The organism is Cryptosporangium arvum DSM 44712 (genome assembly GCF_000585375.1).
GTDB classification, from domain to species: Bacteria; Actinomycetota; Actinomycetes; order Mycobacteriales; family Cryptosporangiaceae; genus Cryptosporangium; species Cryptosporangium arvum.
Window position 1 is genome coordinate 6,666,745 of sequence record NZ_KK073874.1, and the last position, 17,401, is coordinate 6,684,145.

Annotated in this window: 16 protein-coding genes; 3 read left to right on the forward strand and 13 right to left on the reverse strand. The window is 72.7% G+C overall.

What is annotated here, in order from left to right; genetic code table 11:
- Nucleotides 1-27 precede the first annotated feature (27 nt).
- From CRYAR_RS30570 to CRYAR_RS30585, 4 genes are all read right to left on the reverse strand, one after another.
- Nucleotides 28-1,482: an ATP-binding protein gene (locus CRYAR_RS30570; RefSeq protein ID WP_035856764.1), complete on the reverse strand. Its 1,455-nt coding sequence runs from the start codon at nucleotides 1,480-1,482 to the stop codon at nucleotides 28-30.
- A 12-nt stretch (nucleotides 1,483-1,494) separates the two neighbouring features.
- Nucleotides 1,495-3,162 carry an NAD(P)/FAD-dependent oxidoreductase gene (locus CRYAR_RS30575; RefSeq protein ID WP_035856765.1) on the reverse strand — a complete coding sequence of 556 codons (1,668 nt, stop codon included), beginning with the start codon at nucleotides 3,160-3,162 and terminating at the stop codon, nucleotides 1,495-1,497.
- A 73-nt stretch (nucleotides 3,163-3,235) separates the two neighbouring features.
- Nucleotides 3,236-3,733, reverse strand: a complete 498-nt coding sequence (locus tag CRYAR_RS30580) for an NUDIX domain-containing protein (RefSeq protein WP_035856766.1) — start codon at nucleotides 3,731-3,733, stop codon at nucleotides 3,236-3,238.
- A gap of 14 nt (nucleotides 3,734-3,747) precedes the next feature.
- The gene (locus CRYAR_RS30585) at nucleotides 3,748-4,605 is read right to left on the reverse strand and encodes an NAD-dependent epimerase/dehydratase family protein (RefSeq protein ID WP_035856767.1); all 858 of its coding nucleotides are present in this window, start codon (nucleotides 4,603-4,605) and stop codon (nucleotides 3,748-3,750) included.
- A gap of 68 nt (nucleotides 4,606-4,673) precedes the next feature.
- Between CRYAR_RS30585 and CRYAR_RS30590 the strand changes: the two genes are divergently transcribed.
- On the forward strand, nucleotides 4,674-5,087 hold the full coding sequence (locus tag CRYAR_RS30590) for a MarR family winged helix-turn-helix transcriptional regulator (protein ID WP_035856768.1): 414 nt from the start codon (nucleotides 4,674-4,676) through the stop codon (nucleotides 5,085-5,087).
- A gap of 46 nt (nucleotides 5,088-5,133) precedes the next feature.
- Here the strand turns inward: CRYAR_RS30590 and nagA are convergent, their stop codons facing one another.
- The 8 genes from nagA to CRYAR_RS30630 all read right to left on the reverse strand — a co-directional run bounded on the left by nagA (nucleotide 5,134) and on the right by CRYAR_RS30630 (nucleotide 13,525).
- Complete coding sequence (gene nagA / locus CRYAR_RS30595; protein ID WP_035856769.1) at nucleotides 5,134-6,246, reverse strand: N-acetylglucosamine-6-phosphate deacetylase; 1,113 nt, start codon at nucleotides 6,244-6,246, stop codon at nucleotides 5,134-5,136.
- Nucleotides 6,243-7,064 (reverse strand): N-acetylmuramic acid 6-phosphate etherase, encoded by an 822-nt coding sequence (locus tag CRYAR_RS30600; protein ID WP_051571145.1) that lies wholly within the window; start codon nucleotides 7,062-7,064, stop codon nucleotides 6,243-6,245. The genes nagA and CRYAR_RS30600 overlap by 4 nt, the downstream gene beginning before the upstream one ends.
- 29 nt (nucleotides 7,065-7,093) lie before the next feature.
- The gene (locus CRYAR_RS30605; RefSeq protein ID WP_035856771.1) at nucleotides 7,094-8,104 is read right to left on the reverse strand and encodes an SIS domain-containing protein; all 1,011 of its coding nucleotides are present in this window, start codon (nucleotides 8,102-8,104) and stop codon (nucleotides 7,094-7,096) included.
- Nucleotides 8,101-8,916 (reverse strand): carbohydrate ABC transporter permease, encoded by an 816-nt coding sequence (locus CRYAR_RS30610; RefSeq protein WP_035856772.1) that lies wholly within the window; start codon nucleotides 8,914-8,916, stop codon nucleotides 8,101-8,103. Before CRYAR_RS30610 ends, CRYAR_RS30605 begins: the two co-directional genes overlap by 4 nt.
- Nucleotides 8,916-9,854, reverse strand: coding sequence for a carbohydrate ABC transporter permease (locus tag CRYAR_RS30615; RefSeq protein ID WP_084701136.1), 939 nt, complete (start codon nucleotides 9,852-9,854; stop codon nucleotides 8,916-8,918). Before CRYAR_RS30615 ends, CRYAR_RS30610 begins: the two co-directional genes overlap by 1 nt.
- 67 nt (nucleotides 9,855-9,921) lie before the next feature.
- A complete protein-coding gene (locus CRYAR_RS30620; protein ID WP_051571147.1) occupies nucleotides 9,922-11,220 on the reverse strand; it encodes an extracellular solute-binding protein in 1,299 nt (432 codons plus the stop codon).
- 104 nt (nucleotides 11,221-11,324) lie between these two features.
- Nucleotides 11,325-12,776: a glycoside hydrolase family 3 protein gene (locus tag CRYAR_RS30625; protein ID WP_051571148.1), complete on the reverse strand. Its 1,452-nt coding sequence runs from the start codon at nucleotides 12,774-12,776 to the stop codon at nucleotides 11,325-11,327.
- Nucleotides 12,773-13,525 carry a GntR family transcriptional regulator gene (locus CRYAR_RS30630; RefSeq protein ID WP_211247719.1) on the reverse strand — a complete coding sequence of 251 codons (753 nt, stop codon included), beginning with the start codon at nucleotides 13,523-13,525 and terminating at the stop codon, nucleotides 12,773-12,775. The genes CRYAR_RS30625 and CRYAR_RS30630 overlap by 4 nt, the downstream gene beginning before the upstream one ends.
- Nucleotides 13,526-13,618: 93 nt before the next feature.
- Here CRYAR_RS30630 and CRYAR_RS30635 point away from each other — a divergent pair, with 93 nt between their 5' ends.
- Both CRYAR_RS30635 and CRYAR_RS30640 read left to right on the forward strand, forming a co-directional pair.
- Nucleotides 13,619-14,791 (forward strand): serpin family protein, encoded by a 1,173-nt coding sequence (locus tag CRYAR_RS30635; protein WP_035868218.1) that lies wholly within the window; start codon nucleotides 13,619-13,621, stop codon nucleotides 14,789-14,791.
- Nucleotides 14,788-15,963 carry a serpin family protein gene (locus CRYAR_RS30640; protein ID WP_035856775.1) on the forward strand — a complete coding sequence of 392 codons (1,176 nt, stop codon included), beginning with the start codon at nucleotides 14,788-14,790 and terminating at the stop codon, nucleotides 15,961-15,963. The genes CRYAR_RS30635 and CRYAR_RS30640 overlap by 4 nt, the downstream gene beginning before the upstream one ends.
- On the opposite strand, the gene CRYAR_RS30645 is transcribed toward CRYAR_RS30640, so the two are convergent.
- Nucleotides 15,960-17,333 (reverse strand): NADP-dependent succinic semialdehyde dehydrogenase, encoded by a 1,374-nt coding sequence (locus CRYAR_RS30645; RefSeq protein WP_035856776.1) that lies wholly within the window; start codon nucleotides 17,331-17,333, stop codon nucleotides 15,960-15,962. The genes CRYAR_RS30640 and CRYAR_RS30645 overlap by 4 nt on opposite strands.
- Nucleotides 17,334-17,401 lie beyond the last annotated feature (68 nt).

Consider the following 17,401-nt stretch of genomic DNA (forward strand, 5'->3'; position numbering starts at 1 on the left):
GCGTCATCGGCGTCCACCGTTCGGGCGTTACTGGGAGACCGCGGCGCCCCGCGTCGGCTCGGTCCGGGGCAGGCACACGATGAAGCGGGTGTCCCCCGGGACGCTCTCCACGCTCAAGTCACCGCCGTGCCGGTTCACGACGATCCGCCACGAGATGTCGAGCCCGAGCCCGGTGCCCTCGCCGACGCCCTTGGTCGTGAAGAACGGCTCGAAGATCCGCTCCTTGATGTCGTCCGGAACCCCGGACCCGGTGTCGCAGACCTCGACCTGCACCGGGCTGTCGGGGTCCTCCGGGCGGCGCAGGCTCGTGCGGATCGTCAGCGTGCCCTTGCCGTTCATCGCCGCGATCGCGTTGACGATGAGGTTCGTCCAGACCTGGTTGAGCTCGCCGGGGTAGGCCGGTACCTGCGGGAGCGTCCGGTCGTATTCCTTGACGACCGTGATGTCCTTCTTGTTGATCTTGCCGGAGAGCATCACCAGCGTGCTGTCGATGCCCTCGTGGACGTCGATCCACTGGTGCGGTGCCCGGTCCAGCTGGGAGTACTGCTTGGCCGCGGTGACCAGCTCGGAGATGCGTCCCGACGCCTGCGAGATCTCCATCATCAGCTGCTCGGTCTCGAGCGTGTAGCCGATCCAGTGCAGCGCGCTGTCCAGGTGTTTGCCGCCGAGCCGCCCCTCGGCGTCGTCGAGCCAGTCGACGTCGATACCGGCGGCCACGAGCGTCGGCGCCAGGTCCCAGGCGAACGGGACGTCCCGCTCCTCCAGCCAGTCGCCCATCTCGTCCTCGCGGTCGTTGGTCTCGACCGGGGTGAGTTCCTTCGCCTTCGCGCACCGCTCGACGGCGTCTTCCTGCAGGTCGACGAGGACCGCGAGCCGCTCGCGGGGGATGTCGCCGCGGGCCAGCGCCGCGAGCTTGTGGCGGGACTTCGCCACGCGCTCACGCAGCAACGACGCCGCCCGTGCGGTCGCGGCCGCCGGGTTGTTGAGCTCGTGGGTGAGCCCCGCGGTCAGCGAGCCGAGCGCCTGCAACTTCTCCCGCGAGCCGACCGTCGCCTGGCTGGCCTGACCGCCGTAGTACAGGCCCTCCAGCAGGTGGACGGTCATCGGGAACCAGGTGGAGACGACCGTCGCCCAGTCCTCGGCGGAGAGGACGAAGAACCGCGCCGTGGTCAGCGCGCTCACCGTCTGCAGGTACCGCTGCGGCACCCGGTCGCCCAGGTAGGCCAGGTAGGCACCGGCGTAGGACCCGGCCTTGTCGGTGCGCGAGATCTCCACCCGCGCACCGCCGACCGTGCGGCTCAGCTTCACCGTCCCGGAGAGCAGGACGAAGAAGCAGGTCGCCGGGTCGCCCTCGGCGTACACGGTGCCGGGCTCGTGCTCCTCCACGGCACCGTGTTCGGACAGCCACGCCAGCTGATCGGCGTCGAGTGCCTCGAACAGGAACAGCTTCTGGAGCTCTTCTGGGCTCACCCGGTCAGCCATCGCGGTGTCCTCCTACGAACTCAGGTAGCGGTGAACGAGCGTCACCGCCATGGCGCCTTCGCCGACCGCGGACGCGACCCGCTTCACCGATTGCGACCGGACGTCTCCCGCGACGAAGACACCCGGAACGCTCGTCTCCAAGGGGAACGGATCGCGGTCGGCATTCCATCCCTTCGGCCGCGCCCCGTCGTCGCCGAGCAGGTCGGTGCCGGCCAGCACGAAACCGGCCTCGTCACGCACCAGCACGCCGTCCATCCAGTCGGTGAGCGGAGCGGCGCCGATGAAGACGAAACAGAAGCCCGCGTCGACCGGCTCGATCTCGCCGGTGTCCTCGTTCTTCAGGTCGATCCGCTGCAGGCGGCCCTCCCCGAGGCAGGCGCACACCGTCGTGCGGGTCTGCACCTGCACGTTCTCGATCTCGGCGAGCTGCTTGATCAGGTACGCCGACATCGATGCCTCGAGGTTCGCGCCGCGGACGACGAGGCGCACCTTCGACGCGTGCCGGGAGAAGAACACCGCCGCCTGGCCGGCCGAGTTGGCGCCGCCGACGATCACGACCTCCTGCCCGGCGCAGGCCGGGGCCTCCACCGCCGCGGACCCGTAGTAGACGCCGCGCCCGGTCAGGTCGTCGATTCCGTCGGCCTGCAGCCGCCGGTAGGAGACGCCGGTGGCCAGCACGACCGCGTGCGCCGTGATCTCGGTGCCGTCCTCGAACTTGACGCCCCTGGCCGAGCCCTTGACGACCAGCTCGCAGGCCTTGCGGGTGGTCAGGATCTCGGCGCCGAACTTGATCGCCTGCCTGCGGGCACGGTCGGTCAGCTGCGCGCCGCTGACCCCGTCGGGGAAGCCCAGGTAGTTCTCGATGCGTGAGCTCTGGCCGGCCTGGCCGCCGGTGGCCTGCTGCTCGACCAGGACGGTCCTTAACCCCTCGGAGGCCGCGTAGACCGCGGCACCGAGCCCGGCCGGCCCGCCGCCGACGATGATCACGTCGTAGAACTTCTCGGTCGGGTTGGTCGCGAGCCCGACCCGCGTGGCCAGTTCGTTCGGCGAGGGGTTACGCAGCACCTCGCCTTCCGGCGTGACCACGAGCGGGATGACGTCGGGCTCCTGCGGGTCGGCGTCGGCCGACTCGAGCAGCCGCCGCCCCTCCGAGGAGTCGGCGAGGTACCAGCGGTAGGGCACCTGGTTGCGGGCCAGGAAGTCACGCAGCTCGAACGAGCCCGGTGAGAACTGGTGCCCGACGACCTTGATCTCCTCGACCGGCGAATCGCCGGCGGCCTGCCAGGTGGCGATCAGCGCGTCGACGATCGGGTAGAGCTTCTCCTCGGGTGGGTCCCACGGCTTGAGCAGGTAGTGGTCGACGTCCACCACGTTGATCGCCTGGATCGCGGCGTCGGTGTCGGCGTACGCGGTCAGCAGCGCCCGGCGGGCCCGCGGGAACAGGTCCATCGCGGCTTCGAGGAACTCGATGCCGTTCATCTGGGGCATCCGGTAGTCGGCGAGGATCGCCGCCACCCGGTCGCCGCGCAGCTTGATCTCCTTGAGTGCGTCCAGCGCCTGCGGGCCGGAGTCGGCCCGCATCACCCGGTAGTCCTCGCCGTACCGACGCCGCAGGTCGCGCGCCACGGCGCGCGACACAGACGGATCGTCGTCGACGGTGAGCAGGACCGGCTTGCCCATCAGCCCTCCCGGACACGCAGGGCGCCGGCGCGCCCTGACCGGTCCTTAGTCTGCCCCGTCGCGGGAGCAGACGCTATCGAGGCCAGCCGGTCTGTTCCCCGACCAGGTCCCGGAGCCGGCCGAACAGTAGTTTCGCCTGGCCACGGGCGTCCGCGATGATCGCGTCCTGCTCGCTCAGGTCGGCCTCGGCACGCCAGACGAACGGATGGTCGGTGGTACCCGCGGTGCCCGAGGCCGCGAACGCGACGAACTGGTGGTCGACGTGCACGTGCGCGGCGTCCGTGTGGCGGTCCGGGCCGACCGGGATCTCGACGGTCCACCACGGCGGGGACACCGGCCGGTGCGGGTACCCGTCGGGGTACCGCTCGTGCCGCGGTGGCAGCAGCGTCGCGGTGAGCCCGGTCTCCTCGGCCACCTCACGCAGCGCCGCCTCGGCCGGGGTCTCGTCGGGCTCGACGTGGCCGCCGGGCGGGATCCAGACCCCGAGCCGCGGGTGGAAGACCAGCCCCAGGCAGTACCGCCCCTCGACGAGCCCGAACGTGAAGACCGTCGCGGTCGCCTCCTTGATCACCGCACGAACGCTACTCAGCGCGAATTCCCCGCCCGCAACCACTCCACGTAGTCGGCGACGGCCGCGTCGAGTCCGAAGGCGGGGCGGTAACCGGTGTCGCCGGTCAGCCGCGAGATGTCGAGGCGGGCCGCCGCCGGGCGAGGGCCGGGGCGGAGCGCCACGGCCGCCTCGGGGACGGCGGTGCGCAGCGCCTCCGCGAAGCGCGCGTTCGTGACGGCCACGCCGCCGCTGACGTTGTAGATGGTGTGCCGCAGGCTCGGCGCGGTAGCCAGGAGCGCGAGCGCACGTCCGCAGTCACGCGCGTAGCCCAGGTCGATCGCGTCGTCGGCGTACGCGTCCGGCGCCGGTGTTCCGTGTACCGCGGCGTGCACCAGCGCCGGCACGGCCATGAACGGCGACGACGGCCGGCCACCCGGCCCCCAGATCGCCCCGATCCGGGCGTGCACCGCGCCGTCGACCGCCAGCGGTGCCAGGATCTCGGAGGCCCTCTTCGACGCCGGGACGGCGAACGGCGCCCCCGGCGGCAACGGCGCGTCCTCCCGCCAGACGGGCCCGGGTACCCCCCCGTAGACGCCGATCGTGCTGGCGAACACGACCCGGCCGACGCCCCACTCGGCCGCGACGGCGGCGACGTTCAGCGTGGCCGCGAGATTAGCGCGGAGTTCATCGGCGACCGGCACCGACGAGAGGTGAACCGCGGCGAGATGAACGATGCCGGTGATCGGATACTTCTCGCCCAGTGCGCGTAACGCGTCCAGCTCGGTGCAGTCCGCCTGCGCACGCCCGGCCGGAAGGCATTCCGCTCCGAGGTCGCGCAGCGCGGCCACGGTGTGGGACCCGATGAAGCCCCGCCCGCCGGTCACCAAGATCATGGCCCGCTCCCTTCATTAGCTAGCTAACGTTAGCGGGCTAATGAACTGCGGGGCAATACGCTCCGGACATGACCGACCTCCTCCGGCTGTTCACCCGGGCGCACAAGCTGCTGCAGGCCGCATCGGACGAGGCGATGAGCGCGCACGGTGTCCGGGTGGGGCAGAACCTCATGCTCGAGGTGTTGTGGGCCGACGACGGGCTGACGCCGGGCGAGTTGGCCGGGCGGCTGCGGGTCAGTACGCCGACCGTCGTGAACGCCGCGACCCGGATGGAGGCGGCCGGGCTGATCACGCGTCGGCGTGACGACGTGGACGCTCGTCTGGTGCGCCTCTTCCTCACCGACGCCGGGCGTGCGGCCGAGAAACCCGTCGGGGCCGCCCGGGCCGCCCTCGCCCAGCGCGTCACGGCCGAGCTGACACCCGAGGAGCGCGCCGCGACCGAGTCGGCCCTGACCAAAATCATCCGGGCCCTCGACGGCTGACCGGGCTTTCGCGCGAGGGCGGAGGGCCGGTCAGCCGTCGAGACCCCTAGATCCAGTCGCCGGCACGCATCACGCGGGAGAGCTCGAGCGCGTCGTCGAGGACGACCAGGTCCGCGTCGAGGCCCGGGGCGATCGCGCCGCACACTCCCCCGAGGCCGAGCAGGCGCGCGGGGGTGCCGGAGGCCGCGATCGAGGCGTCGACGATGTCGAGGCCCACGTCGGTGACCGCCCGGCGCACCGCGACGTCCATCGTCAGCGTGCTGCCGGCCAGCGAACCGTTGCGCGCCAGCCGCGCCTCGCCGTCGCTGACGACCACGTCCTGGCCGCCCAGCACGTACGTGCCGTCGCCCATGCCGGTGGCGTCGATCGCGTCGGTGATCAGCACCAGCGGGCTCCGGAGCAGCAGCCGCGCGGCCGCCGGGTGGACGTGCACCCCGTCGTTGATCAGCTCGCACGGCACGCCGACGTCCAGCGCGGCCGGCACCGGGCCGGGTTCGCGGTGGTGCGCGCCACGCATCCCGTTGAACGCGTGCGTCACCAGCGACGCCCCGCGCTCGAACGCGGTCAGCACGGTCTCGTAGCCGGCGTCGGTGTGCCCGACCGCGGCGACGACCCCGGCCGCGACCAGCTGGTCGATCAGCGCGAGCCCACCGGGCCGCTCGGGCGCCACGGTGACCACGCGCACGTGCCCCCGCCCGGCCTTGAGCAGCTCGGCCGCCGCGTCGGGGGTGGGGTCGAGCAGGTGGGCCGGGTTCTGCGCGCCGCAGCGGGCACCGGCCAGGAACGGCCCCTCCAGGTGCGCTCCGACGACCCCGGTGCCGGCCTCCGCCGCGTCGGCCACCCAGCCCAGCTGCGTGACGAGCGCGTCGATCGGCGCGGTGACCAGCGAGACCAGCGTGCGGGTGGTGCCGCGTGACCGGTGGTAGGCGACGCCGGCCGCCAGGTCGTCGGCCGACGCGGTGAAGTCGTGTCCGCCGCCGCCGTGCACGTGCAGGTCGATGAACCCCGGCAGCAGCCAGCCACCGCCGAGGTCGACGACCTCCCCGTCGGGGTGGGCGCCCGACCCCACCGCGTCGATCGTCGAGCCGGAGAGCGAGACCCAGCCCGGCTCCAGGACGCCGGTGGGCGTCACCACCCGGGCGCCGGTCAGGACGGTCATCGGGACGCCGCCATCGCCGCGCGGAGCGTCCGGTGCCCGGCGGCCAGCGCCGCCGCGTCGTCGGGGCCGAGCCCCGAGCTCAGCACCAGCACCGCCGCCCTGGCGTTGCCGCCGCACTCGTCCAGCACACCCAGCGCCTCCGAAGCGTCGCAGCCGACGATCTCGGCGACCAGCCCGGCGCTGCGCAACCGCAGTTTCGCGTTGGCCGGGACGACGTCGATCATCACGTCGCCGTGGACGCGGCCCAGGCGCACCATCGCCGCCGTCGTCAACGCGTCGAGCAGCAGTTTCTGCGTGGTACCGGCCGTGAGCCTGGTCGAACCACGCAGCGCTTCGGGCCCCATCGGCACCTCGATGGCCACGTCGGCCGCCTCGGCCAGCGGGGACGAGGCCACGGTCGTCACCGACACCACCGACGCGCCCAGCTCCCGGGCCGCCGCCACCGCCGCGAGCGTGTACGGCGTCCGGCCGCTGGCGGCGACCGCGACGAGCGTGTCGCCCGCGCTGAAGCCGGTGTCGAGGAGGTCGGCGCGCCCGGCGTCGGCGTCGTCCTCGTCGCCGTCGGTACCGGTCAGCCCACCGGGGCCGCCGCCCGCGGTGCGTGCGGCCACCCGGTCGACGGCGAGGCCGAACGTGCCCGGCAGCTCCGCGGCCTGCAGCACCGCGAGCCGGCCGGACGTGCCGGCGCCGATCAGCACCAGCCGGCCGCCGCCGGCCATCCGGGCGGCGATCAGCTCGGCGGCCTCCGCCACCCGGGGTGCCGCCGCGCGGACCGCGGGCAGCACCCGCGCCTCGGCGTCGAAGAGCCGCTCAGCCACACCGAGAGCGGACAACTCATCAAGCGGGATCATCGAGTGTGGGTCACTTTCGACAGGCCACGCGGGCGGTCCGGGTTCTCGCCCCGGTCGAGGGCGATCTGACGGGCGAGCCGCTGCAGCGGCAGGATGTCGAGCACCGGGGAGAGTTCCGCCGGAACCCCGTCCCGGACCACGGGAAGGTCGTCGCCGACGACGAGCACGTCGGCCCCGGACTCACGCAACCGGGCCACGACCGGCGCCACGGCGGAACCGCCGGCGTCCGGCGTCGCGACCGCGATCACCGGCACCCCGGAGTCGATCATCGCGAACGGGCCGTGCAGCAGGTCGGCGGTGGAGAACGCCAGCGCCGAGAGGTAGCTGGTCTCCATCAGCTTGAGCGCGGCTTCCCGGGCGGTCGGGTACCCGAACCCGCGGCCGGTGGTGACCAGCCGCTCGGCGAAGCGGTACCGCGCCGCGGCCGTCTCCACGCCGCCATCGAGCGTCGCGGCCGCCGCGGCCGGCAGCGCCGAGGCGTCCGCCGCCGAGCCACCCAGCAGGAGGTAGAGCGCCAGCAGTTCCGCGGTGTAGGTCTTGGTGGCCGCGACCGCGTTCTCCACCCCGGCACGCACGTCGACGCCGAACTCCGCCGCGGCGGCCAGGTCGGACGCCGGGTTGTTCGTCACCGCGACCGTGGTCGCGCCGCACTCCCCCGCGACCGTCAGCGAGTCGACCAGGTCCGGCGAGGCACCGGACTGGCTCACCCCGAGGAAGAGCACGTCACGCAGGTCGGGACGACTGCCGTACAGCGTCATCGAGGACGGGGACGCCAGCCCGGCGGGCAAGCCGAGCCGCGTCTCGATCAGGTACTTCGCGTAGAGCGCGGCGTGGTCGCTGGTGCCGCGGGCGGCCAGCATCACGAACCGCGGGGCCCGGGCCCGCACGGCCGCCGCGACCTCGCCGATGGCGTCCGCCGACGACAGCAGCGACGCGAGGATCTCCGGTTGCTCGCCGATCTCGGCGGCCATCAACGCACCAGGCGCGTTATTTGTCACGAGTGTCATCCTTTCACCGCGCCTGCGGTGAGCCCACCGACCATCCGGCGTTGAACGATCAGGAAGAAAATCAGCACCGGCAGCGTGAACAGGACCGACCCGGCCATCGCGCCGCCCCAGTCGTCGCCGAACGCGGTGCGGAAGGTCGCCAGCCAGACCGGCAGCGTGTAGTGGTCCTCGTTGCGCATGAACACGAACGCGTACAGGTACTCGTTCCAGGCGGTGATGAAGCCGAAGATCGACGTCGCGACCAGGCCCGGCCCGAGCAGCGGCAGCACCACCCGCAGGAACGCCTGCCAGCGCGTGCAGCCGTCGACGAGCGCGGCCTCCTCGAGCTCGGCCGGCACCGCGGCGACGAACCCGCGCAGCGTCCAGATCGTGAACGGCAGGATCGAGACGAAGTACACCAGGATCAGCGCGGGCAACCGGTCGAGCAGGTCGAACTGCCGGAAGACCAGGAAGTACGGGATGAACAGCGCTTCGAACGGCGCGAGCTGCACGGCGAGGATCAGCACCAGGTAGGCCTTGCGCCCCCGGAACCGGAACCGGGCCACCGCGACCGCGGCCAGCAGCGCGGTGATCGTCGAGAGCGCGACCGCGCTCAGCGTGACGAACAGGCTGTTCCGGACGTAGTTCCAGAAGCCCGGCCGGGTGACCGCGGTGACGAAGTGGTCGAACGTCCCGTCGGTCGGGACGAACACCGGCGGGTCGCTCTGGATGTCGATCGTCGGCAGGAACGCCGTGCGGATCATCCAGTAGGCGGGGAACGCGAAGAAGACGATGACAACGACGCCGAGCGCGTTGGGCCAGACCTTCCGCATCAGTCTTCCAACTCCGTTCGCAACATGTGGCGCAGGTACACGACCATCACGACCGCGAGGATCGCCACCATGACGACGGCACCGGCGGCCGCCAGCCCGTACCGGCTGGACGCGATGCCGACGTCGTAGAGGTAGATCGGCAGCGTCACGGTCTGCCCGTCGGGCCCGCCCTGGCGCACCGCCCAGACCTGGGTGAAGACCTTGAAGTCCCAGATCGTCGAGAGGAACGCGAGCACGAACAGGATCGGGCGCAGGATCGGCACGGTCACCGCGCGGAACGCCCGGAACCCGCTCGCGCCGTCCATCCGCGCGGCCTCGTAGTACTCCTCGGGGATCGTCAGCACGCCGGCCTGCACGGTGAACGCGACGAACGGCACGGCCTGCCAGACGATGATGATCACGATGACGCCGAACGTCGAGATCCCGCTCGCGAACCAGTCGTGGCCCGGCGTGCCGAGCAGGAAGTTCACGACGCCGTAGGTGGAGTCGAACATCCACTGCCAGAGCGTCGTCGCGGTGACGATCGGGATGGCCCAGGCCAGCACCAGCGAGATCGACACCGCGATCGTCATCTTCCGGCCCAGCTTCACCAGGAGCAGGCCGATGCCGGTGCCGAGCACCATCGTCAGGCCGACGCAGACCGCGGTGAACGCGACCGTGCGCCAGACGACCTGCCAGAACTCGGGGTCGCCGAGGATCTCGGTGTAGTTGTCGACGCCGGTCCAGATCGTCACCCGGCGGACGAGCTCGCCGAAGCCGAGCTGCTGGAACGACATCCGGAACAGCAGGAAGACCGGGTAGGCGAAGAGCGCGCCCAGCGCGATCAGGCTCGGGACCAGCAGGAGGTACGGCAGTGGCTCACGACGGCCGCGGGCGCGGACGGCCGGTGGCTTCGCGTCCACCTCGGGACTCGGCCGCACCACAGTCGGTGTGCTCATCGGCACCTCCTCTCACAACAAGGGGCCGCCGGGCTCCCCCCGTGAGGAGCCCGGCGACCGGCTGGCGTTACTTGGCCTTGGCCATCGTGTCGGTGATCGACGTGCTGGCTTCCTTCGACGCGGTGGCGACGTCGGTGCCGCGCAGCACCTTCGTCATCGCGTTCTTGATCGGGTTGGTGCCGCTCTCCACCGCGGCCCAGGCCGGGGTGACCGGCGTGACCTTGCCGCCGTTGGTGGCGGCCGCGGCCATCACCTTGGCCGCCTCGTTGTCGCCGTAGATGGTGTCGCCGAGGTTGGTCAGCGCCGGCACGACGCCGTTCGAGGCCAGCTTGGTCTGGTACTTGTCGCCGAGCATCAGCTTCAGCCAGTCGGTGGCCGCGTCCACGTTCGGGCTGGCCGCGGCGACGCCGAGGTTCGAGCCGCCGAGGAAGACCGGCGCCGGGCCGGACGGGCCGGGGATCTCGAACGTGCCGATGTCGTCCTTCAGCTTCGGGTCACCGCCGTCGGGGGCGGTCGCGGTGCCGATCTCCCAGGGCAGGCCGATGAACATCGCGACGTGACCCTTGGCGAACACCGTCGACTGCTGCGGGTTGGCCTCGTCCTGGTCGGCCGGGGCCTTCGACAGCTCCTTGTAGATCCGGGCGTAGTCGGCGAAGCCCTTCTGGGCCTCGGGGCTGTCGAGGGTGCCGGTCCACTTGCCGCCGTCGTCCTTCGCGACGTCGCCGCCGTTGGCCCAGACCCAGCTCAGCAGCGTGTACCAGGACTGACCGGGCAGGTAGAGCGCCTGGAACTGCTTGTCGGCCTTATTCGCGGACTGCAGCTTCTTGCCGGCCGCGATGAACTCGTCGATCGTCTTCGGCGGCGCGGTGATGCCGGCCTTGGTGAACATGCTCTTGCGGTAGACGACGATCCGGTTGGCGGCGTAGAACGGCGTCGCGAACGTCTTGCCGTCGTTCTCGCCGGTCGCGGCGAGGCCCTCGAGCCAGTTCTTGCCGTTCAGGTCGTCCTTGGACTTCGACAGGTCGGCCAGCGCGCCGGACTCGACGAAGCGCGGGGACTGCGTGTTGCCGAGCTCCACGATGTCCGGCGGGTTGTTGCCGGCCAGCGCCGTGGTGAGCTTGTCCTGGATCCCGTCCCACTGCTGGACCTGGTAGTCGACGGTCCAGCCCTCGTGGGCCTTGGTGAACTCGGTGTTGATCTCGTCGACCAGCGCGTCCGGCGCGGAGCCGGTCATCAGCCAGACGGTGAGCTTCTTGGTCCCGCCGCCGTCGCTGCCGCCGTCGTCGCTGCTGCTGCAGCCCGACAACGCCAGGGACGCGGCGACCAGGGTGGTGAGCCCCACGGTCAACGCTCGGCGAACGCGCACGTCGCCTCCTCATTCTGGATTGGGTCCGGCCAGTGGTCCATACCGGTCTAGCCCGGGACTGTGGCACGGCCCACAGTGGGCGTCAAGACATCAGTTCGGTAACGCTACGGACGGTGAGTGACGCCCGTGAGCAGCTCGGCCGCTACCTGCAGGTTCGGCCGTCCGGCACCGCCGACGAACACGCGCTGTCCGTGCGCCGTGACGTCCGGACGGGGCAGGCCGATCTCGACGAGCACCGCGTCGGGACGCTGTCCGGACAGGACGTGCCAGGCCTTCTGCTGCCAGGGATGACGGGCCACGTCCCGGCCCACGACGACGAGCGGACGCCCCTGGGCGGCGGTGAGCACGTCGGACAGCCCCGAGTTGTCGGTGAGCCGGTGGACCGCGTGCGGTGCGACGCCACGGTCGGCGAGCGGGCCGGCCAGATCCCAGTACGCCTCGCCGACCGCGAGGTTCGGTGTCGCCCGGAGCTCGACGACGACCGGCGGGCCGGTGAGCGTCGGATCACCGAACACCAGGGCCGCCCGTCGGGCCGCCTCCAGCCCCGGATCGGAGTCCGCGGGCACGCCGCCGGGGTCGGGGGCCTTGCGGACCCAGGCGAGCAGGGCCTCGACGCGCTCGGCGGCCTCCTCCAGGCGGCGCAGCGGGAGCGCGCCGTCGTCGACGGCGGCCCGTACCGCGGTGCGAACCTCCCGGTAGAGCCCTTCCCCGCCGATCGCGCCGAGGCAGAGTGCGTCCGCGCCCGCCCGGAGCGCGGCGACGGCGCCCGGGCCCAGCCCGACCCCGTCCTTGATCGCGCCCATGTCGAGCGCGTCGGTCACGATGACGCCCGGATAGCCCAGCTCGCCGCGCAGGACGTCGGTGAGCAGTTTCGGGCTCATCGTGGCGGGCCGGTCGTCGAGCGCCGGGACGACGACGTGCGCGGTCATGATCGACCGCACCCCGACCTCGATCGCGGCGACGAACGGCGGCAGGTGGACCCGGCGCCACTCCGCCTCGTCGCAGTCGACCACCGGGAGCCCGTAGTGCGAGTCCGAGCGGGTGTCGCCGTGCCCGGGGAAGTGCTTGGCGCAGGCCGCGACGCCGGTGTTCTCCATCGCCAGCACCCAGGTCGCGGCGTGCCGGCTGACCAGGTCGGGATCGGCGCCGAACGAGCGGACACCGATCACCGGGTTCTCCGGCACCGAGTTCACGTCGACGTCGGGGGCGAGGTTCCAGCCGATGCCGGCCGCACGCAGCCCGGCCCCGATCCGGGTGGCGACCGCGCCGGTCAGCCCCTCGTCGTCGGCGGCCCCGAGGACGTAGTTGCCGGGCACCGGGCTGCCGTTGCGGTAGTGCACCCGGGTGACGTCGCCGCCCTCCTCGTCGACCGCCAGCACGACGTCGGAGTCCTGGTGCAGCAGCGCCGCCAGCCGGGCGGCGTCGGTGTCGCTCCGCAGGTTCTGTCCGTAGAGGACGACTCCCCCGAGGCCGGGCGCGGCGCGGCGGAACCACTCCGGCGGGTCCGGCTCCTCGAAGCCGACCAGCAGCGTCTTGTCGATCAGGTCCTCGATCACGTGCCGCCTCCCGGTGGGTCGATGTCGAGCGAGGCACGCAGCTGGTACCGGTCCGCGCGGTAGGTCGAGACGACGTACTCGACCGGCACCGCACCGGCCCAGGAGCGACGCTGCAGCCGCAGCACCGCGCTGCCGGGCGCGAGGCCGAGCAGCTCGGCGTCGCCGCGGTCGGCGATGCCGGCTTCGATCACCTGGTCACCGCGGTCCAGCGCGAGCCCGTACTCCTGCGCGAGCAGCTGGTACAGCGACCGGTCCTGAAGGGACTGATCGAGCAGGCCCGGCACCAGCCGCGCCGGCAGGTGCGAGCGTTCCAGCGCCATCGGGACGCCGTCCGCGGTACGCAGCCGCTCGACGACGTAGAGCGGCGCCCCGGCCTCGACGCCGAGCTCGCGGGCGACCGCGGCCGGTGCGTCGATCGAGCGGCGGCCCAGGTCGCGCGCGCCGGGGATCATCCCGCGGGCCCGCATGTCCTCGCTGAACGACGTCAGGCGCAGCGGCATGACGATCTTCGGCCGGGCCACGAACGTGCCCCGGCCTTGGACCCGGTACAGCTTGCCTTCGCTGACCAGGTGCTCGATGGCCTGCCGGGCGGTCATCCGGGACAGCCCGTACCGGGCGGCCAGCTCACGCTCGGACGGGACCGGGGCGTCGACGGTGAGTTCGCGCTCGATCAGGTCGAGCAGGATCTCGCGCAGCTGGTAGTACTTCGGCACCGGGCTGCGCGCGTCGATCTGCGCGGGTGGGTTCACGGCGGTCAGAATGCCCTCCGCTCGGCCGTCGAGGTGGTCTGGCCCGGACTAGACCACTTCGGGGAGGTGGCCGTCAAGGGCGAGACTGGGGCGATGGGTTCCCCGAACGCGGTCGCGGCGTACGCGGCCCGACTGCATGCCGCCCTCGGCTCCTCCCACCACGTGGCGTCGCCGCTCGGCGCGTGGCTGGTGCTCGCGCTGGCGGCGCCGGCCGCGACCGCCGCCGAGCGCGGCCCGCTCGAGGAGGCGCTGGGATCACCGGTCGACGAGGCGGCGGCGCGGGCCGCGGCACTGCTCGCGAAACCGCATCCGCTGGTCGCCGCGGCCGCGGCGGTCTGGAGCCGGGGCCGGACACCGGCGTCCGACGCCTGGATCGCCGGGCTCGGCGCGGCGGTCGAGCGGGGCCCGATCCCCTCGCCCGCCGAGGCCGACGCCTGGGCCCGCGAGAACACCAGGGGCCTGATCGACCGCTTCCCGCTGACGCTCGACCCCCGGACCGTGCTCGTGCTCGCCTCGGCGCTCGGCACCGACGTGTCGTGGACCGTCCCGTTCGAGACCACACCGGCCACCGCGCTCGGCGACTCACCCTGGACGGTGTCCACGGCGCTGCGCGCCCCGGCCGGGCACGACGTCCGGATCGTGGCCGACGACGAGGCCGGTGACGTCGCCGTGCACAGCGCGGAGGCGAACCCGGTCGAGGGCTGGAGCGACGGGCTGCGTGTCGTCTCGGTGATCGGCGCGCCGGACGTGGCGCCGGCGACCGTGCTCGCCGCCGCGCACCGGGCCGCGCTGCACGGCGTCCGCGCGCACTCGCTGTTCGACCTGCCGCTCGGCGACGGCCACGCCTGGACGATCACCGAGGAGCAGGCGCCGGTGCGCACGGAGTCCGGCCGCGACGAGGCGTACGACGCGGTGCTGCCGGCCTGGACGGCGTCCTCCGACCACGACCTCCTCGCCGACGCGAGCCTCGGGTTCGACGCCGCGGGGACGGCGGTGGCGCGGCTGTTCGGCTCCGCGCTCGACGTGGCGGCCCGGCAGGTCGCGCGGGCCGAGTACACCCGGGTCGGGTTCCGGGCCGCCGCGGTGACCGCGATGGCCTGGATGACCAGCGCTCCCCCGCCGCCGCGCCCCGGTGTGCTGCGCACCGCGACGGTGCGCTTCGGGCGGCCGTACGCGGTGGTGGCGGTGGCCCGGCAACCGGAGGGGCCGTGGCACGGCCTCCCGGTGTTCTCCGCCTGGGTGGCCGACGCGGCCGAGGCGTCATGACTTTTCCGGACGCGATCGCGGCGTACGCGGAGAAGCTGCACGCCACGATCGGGGACGCCCACCACGTGGCGTCGCCGCTGGGCGCCTGGCTGGTGCTCGCGCTGGCCGCGCCCGCCGCGACCGGCCACGTCCGCCGGTCACTGGAGAGCGTCCTCGGCGAACCGGCCGACGCGGCCGCTGCCCGGGCCGGTGAGCTGCTCGAACACCCCCACCCGGCGGTCGCGTCGGCGGCGGCGCTGTGGACGCGCGAGGACGTCAGGACGCCGACCCTGCGGGCCTGGGAGGACGGGTTGAGCGCGGCCGTCGAGCGGGGCGCGGTGCCCTCCCCGGAAGGCGCCGACCACTGGGCCGCGGACCGGACCCGCGGGCTGATCGAGCGGTTCCCGCTCACGGTCGGCCCGGAGACGCTGCTCGTGCTGGCCTCCGCGCTGGCCACCGACGTGTCGTGGCGGGTGCCGTTCACCACCGCTCCGGCGGCGTCGCTCGGTGGCCCGTGGGGCGGCCGCGTCACCACCGTGCTGCACGCGTCCACCGCCCATGAGGCGTCGATCGTGTCCACCCCCGAGGCCGGCGACGTCGCCGTGCACGTGGTGCGCAGCTCCGACGCCGAACCGCTGCTGGTCACCTCGGTGATCGCGGCCCCGTCGGTCCCGGCGGCCGCCGTGTTCCGCGCGGCCCACCGGATCGCGATCGACGGACCGGTCGCGGACCGGTCGCTGTTCGACCTCCCGCTCGGCGAGGGCCACGCCTGGACGCTCACCGAGGAAACGGCGCCGACGCTCGCTCCCGACGGCCGCGACCAGCGCTGCCTCGCGACGCTGCCGGCCTGGTCCGCGCGGAGCCGGCACGACCTGCTCCGCGACCGGCGGACCGGGTTCGGCGACGCGGTCGCGGCCCTGGCCCCGCTGCTGCCGCCGCAGCGTGACGGTGTCGGGGCCGACGCCGTGCAGAGCGCGAGGGCCGACTACTCCCGCGTCGGTTTCCGGGCCGCGGCGGTGACCGCGATCGCGATGCGGGCCGGCGCGCCGCGACCCCGGCCCGGGGTCCGGCGCACCGCCCACCTCCGGTTCGGCCGGCCGTACGCGGTCGTCGCGGTGGTGGGCGGGCAGGCGGGTCCGTGGCACCGGGTGCCGGTGTTCTCGGCCTGGGTGGCCGAGCCGGTCGACGCTTAGCCGACCCAGACGGTCTTCACGTTGCAGAACTCACGAATGCCCTGCGCGGAGAGCTCACGCCCGTACCCGGACGTCTTGATCCCGCCGAACGGCAGCTCCGGGTATGAGGTGACCATGCCGTTCACGAACACCGCGCCGGCCTCCAGGTCGTTCACGGCCCGCTCCTGCTCGACCGGGTCGGTGGTCCAGACGTTGGACCCGAGGCCGAAGTCGGTGCTGTTCGCGATCGCGATCGCCTCCTCGTAGCTCGACGCCCGGTACACCCCGGCGACCGGCCCGAACACCTCCTCGCGGTACATCCGCATCTCGGGGGTGAGGTCGGCCACGACGGTCGGCGGGTACCACCAGCCCGGCTGGTCGGGCGCGGTGCCGCCACACAGCACCGTCGCGCCCTGCGACACCGCGTCCTGCACGAGCTCGGTCACGTCGGTGCGACCCTGCTCGGTGGCGAGCGGTCCCACGTCGGTCTTCTCGTCCATCGGGTCACCGACGGTGAGCGCGGCCATCCGGTCGACGAACGCGGCGGCGAACGCGTCGTAGACGTCGGTGTGCACGATGAACCGCTTCGCGGCGATGCACGACTGGCCGTTGTTCTGGCAGCGTGCGGTCACCGCGACCGCGGCGGCCCGCTCGATGTCGGCCGACGGCAGCACCACGAACGGGTCGCTGCCGCCGAGCTCGAGCACGGTCTTCTTGAGCTCGCGCCCGGCGATCGCGGCGATCGAGCGGCCCGCGCCCTCACTGCCGGTGAGCGTCGCCGCGACGACGCGCTTGTCGCTCAGCACCGCCTCGACCTGGTCCGAGCCGATCAGCAGCGTCTGGAACGCACCCTCCGGGAACCCGGCCCGGGAGAACAACTGCTCCATGAACAACGCGGTCCGCGGGACGTTCGACGCGTGCTTGAGCAGGCCGACGTTGCCGGCCATCAGCGCCGGGGCGGCGAACCGCATCGCCTGCCAGAGCGGGAAGTTCCACGGCATGACCGCGAGCACCGGGCCGAGCGGCTGGTAACGCACGTAGGCCTGGCGCGCTTTCACGGCGGCGGGATCGGTGGGTTCGTCGGCGAGGAACGCCGGCGCGTGCTTGGCGTAGTACCGGCACGCGACCGCGCACTTGGCCACTTCGGCCTTCGCCGCGACGAGCGTCTTGCCCATCTCGACGGTCATCGTGCGGGCGATCTCGTCGCGCTCGGCGTCCAGAATGTCGGCCGCGGCCCGGAGCCACGTCGCACGCTGGTCGAACGTGGCGGACCGCAGCGCCGCGAAGCCCTCGACCGCCCGGGCCAGGCGCTCGTCGATTTCGGCTTCGGTCAGCGGTTCGAAGGATTGCAGAACCCGGCCGTCGGTCGGGTCGATCGTCGCGATCGGCACCGTGCCACCTCCCCTTTTCCGGTATGCGCGCAGCAATACCCGTTTTCGCGGCGGGATTCCCCGAAGCC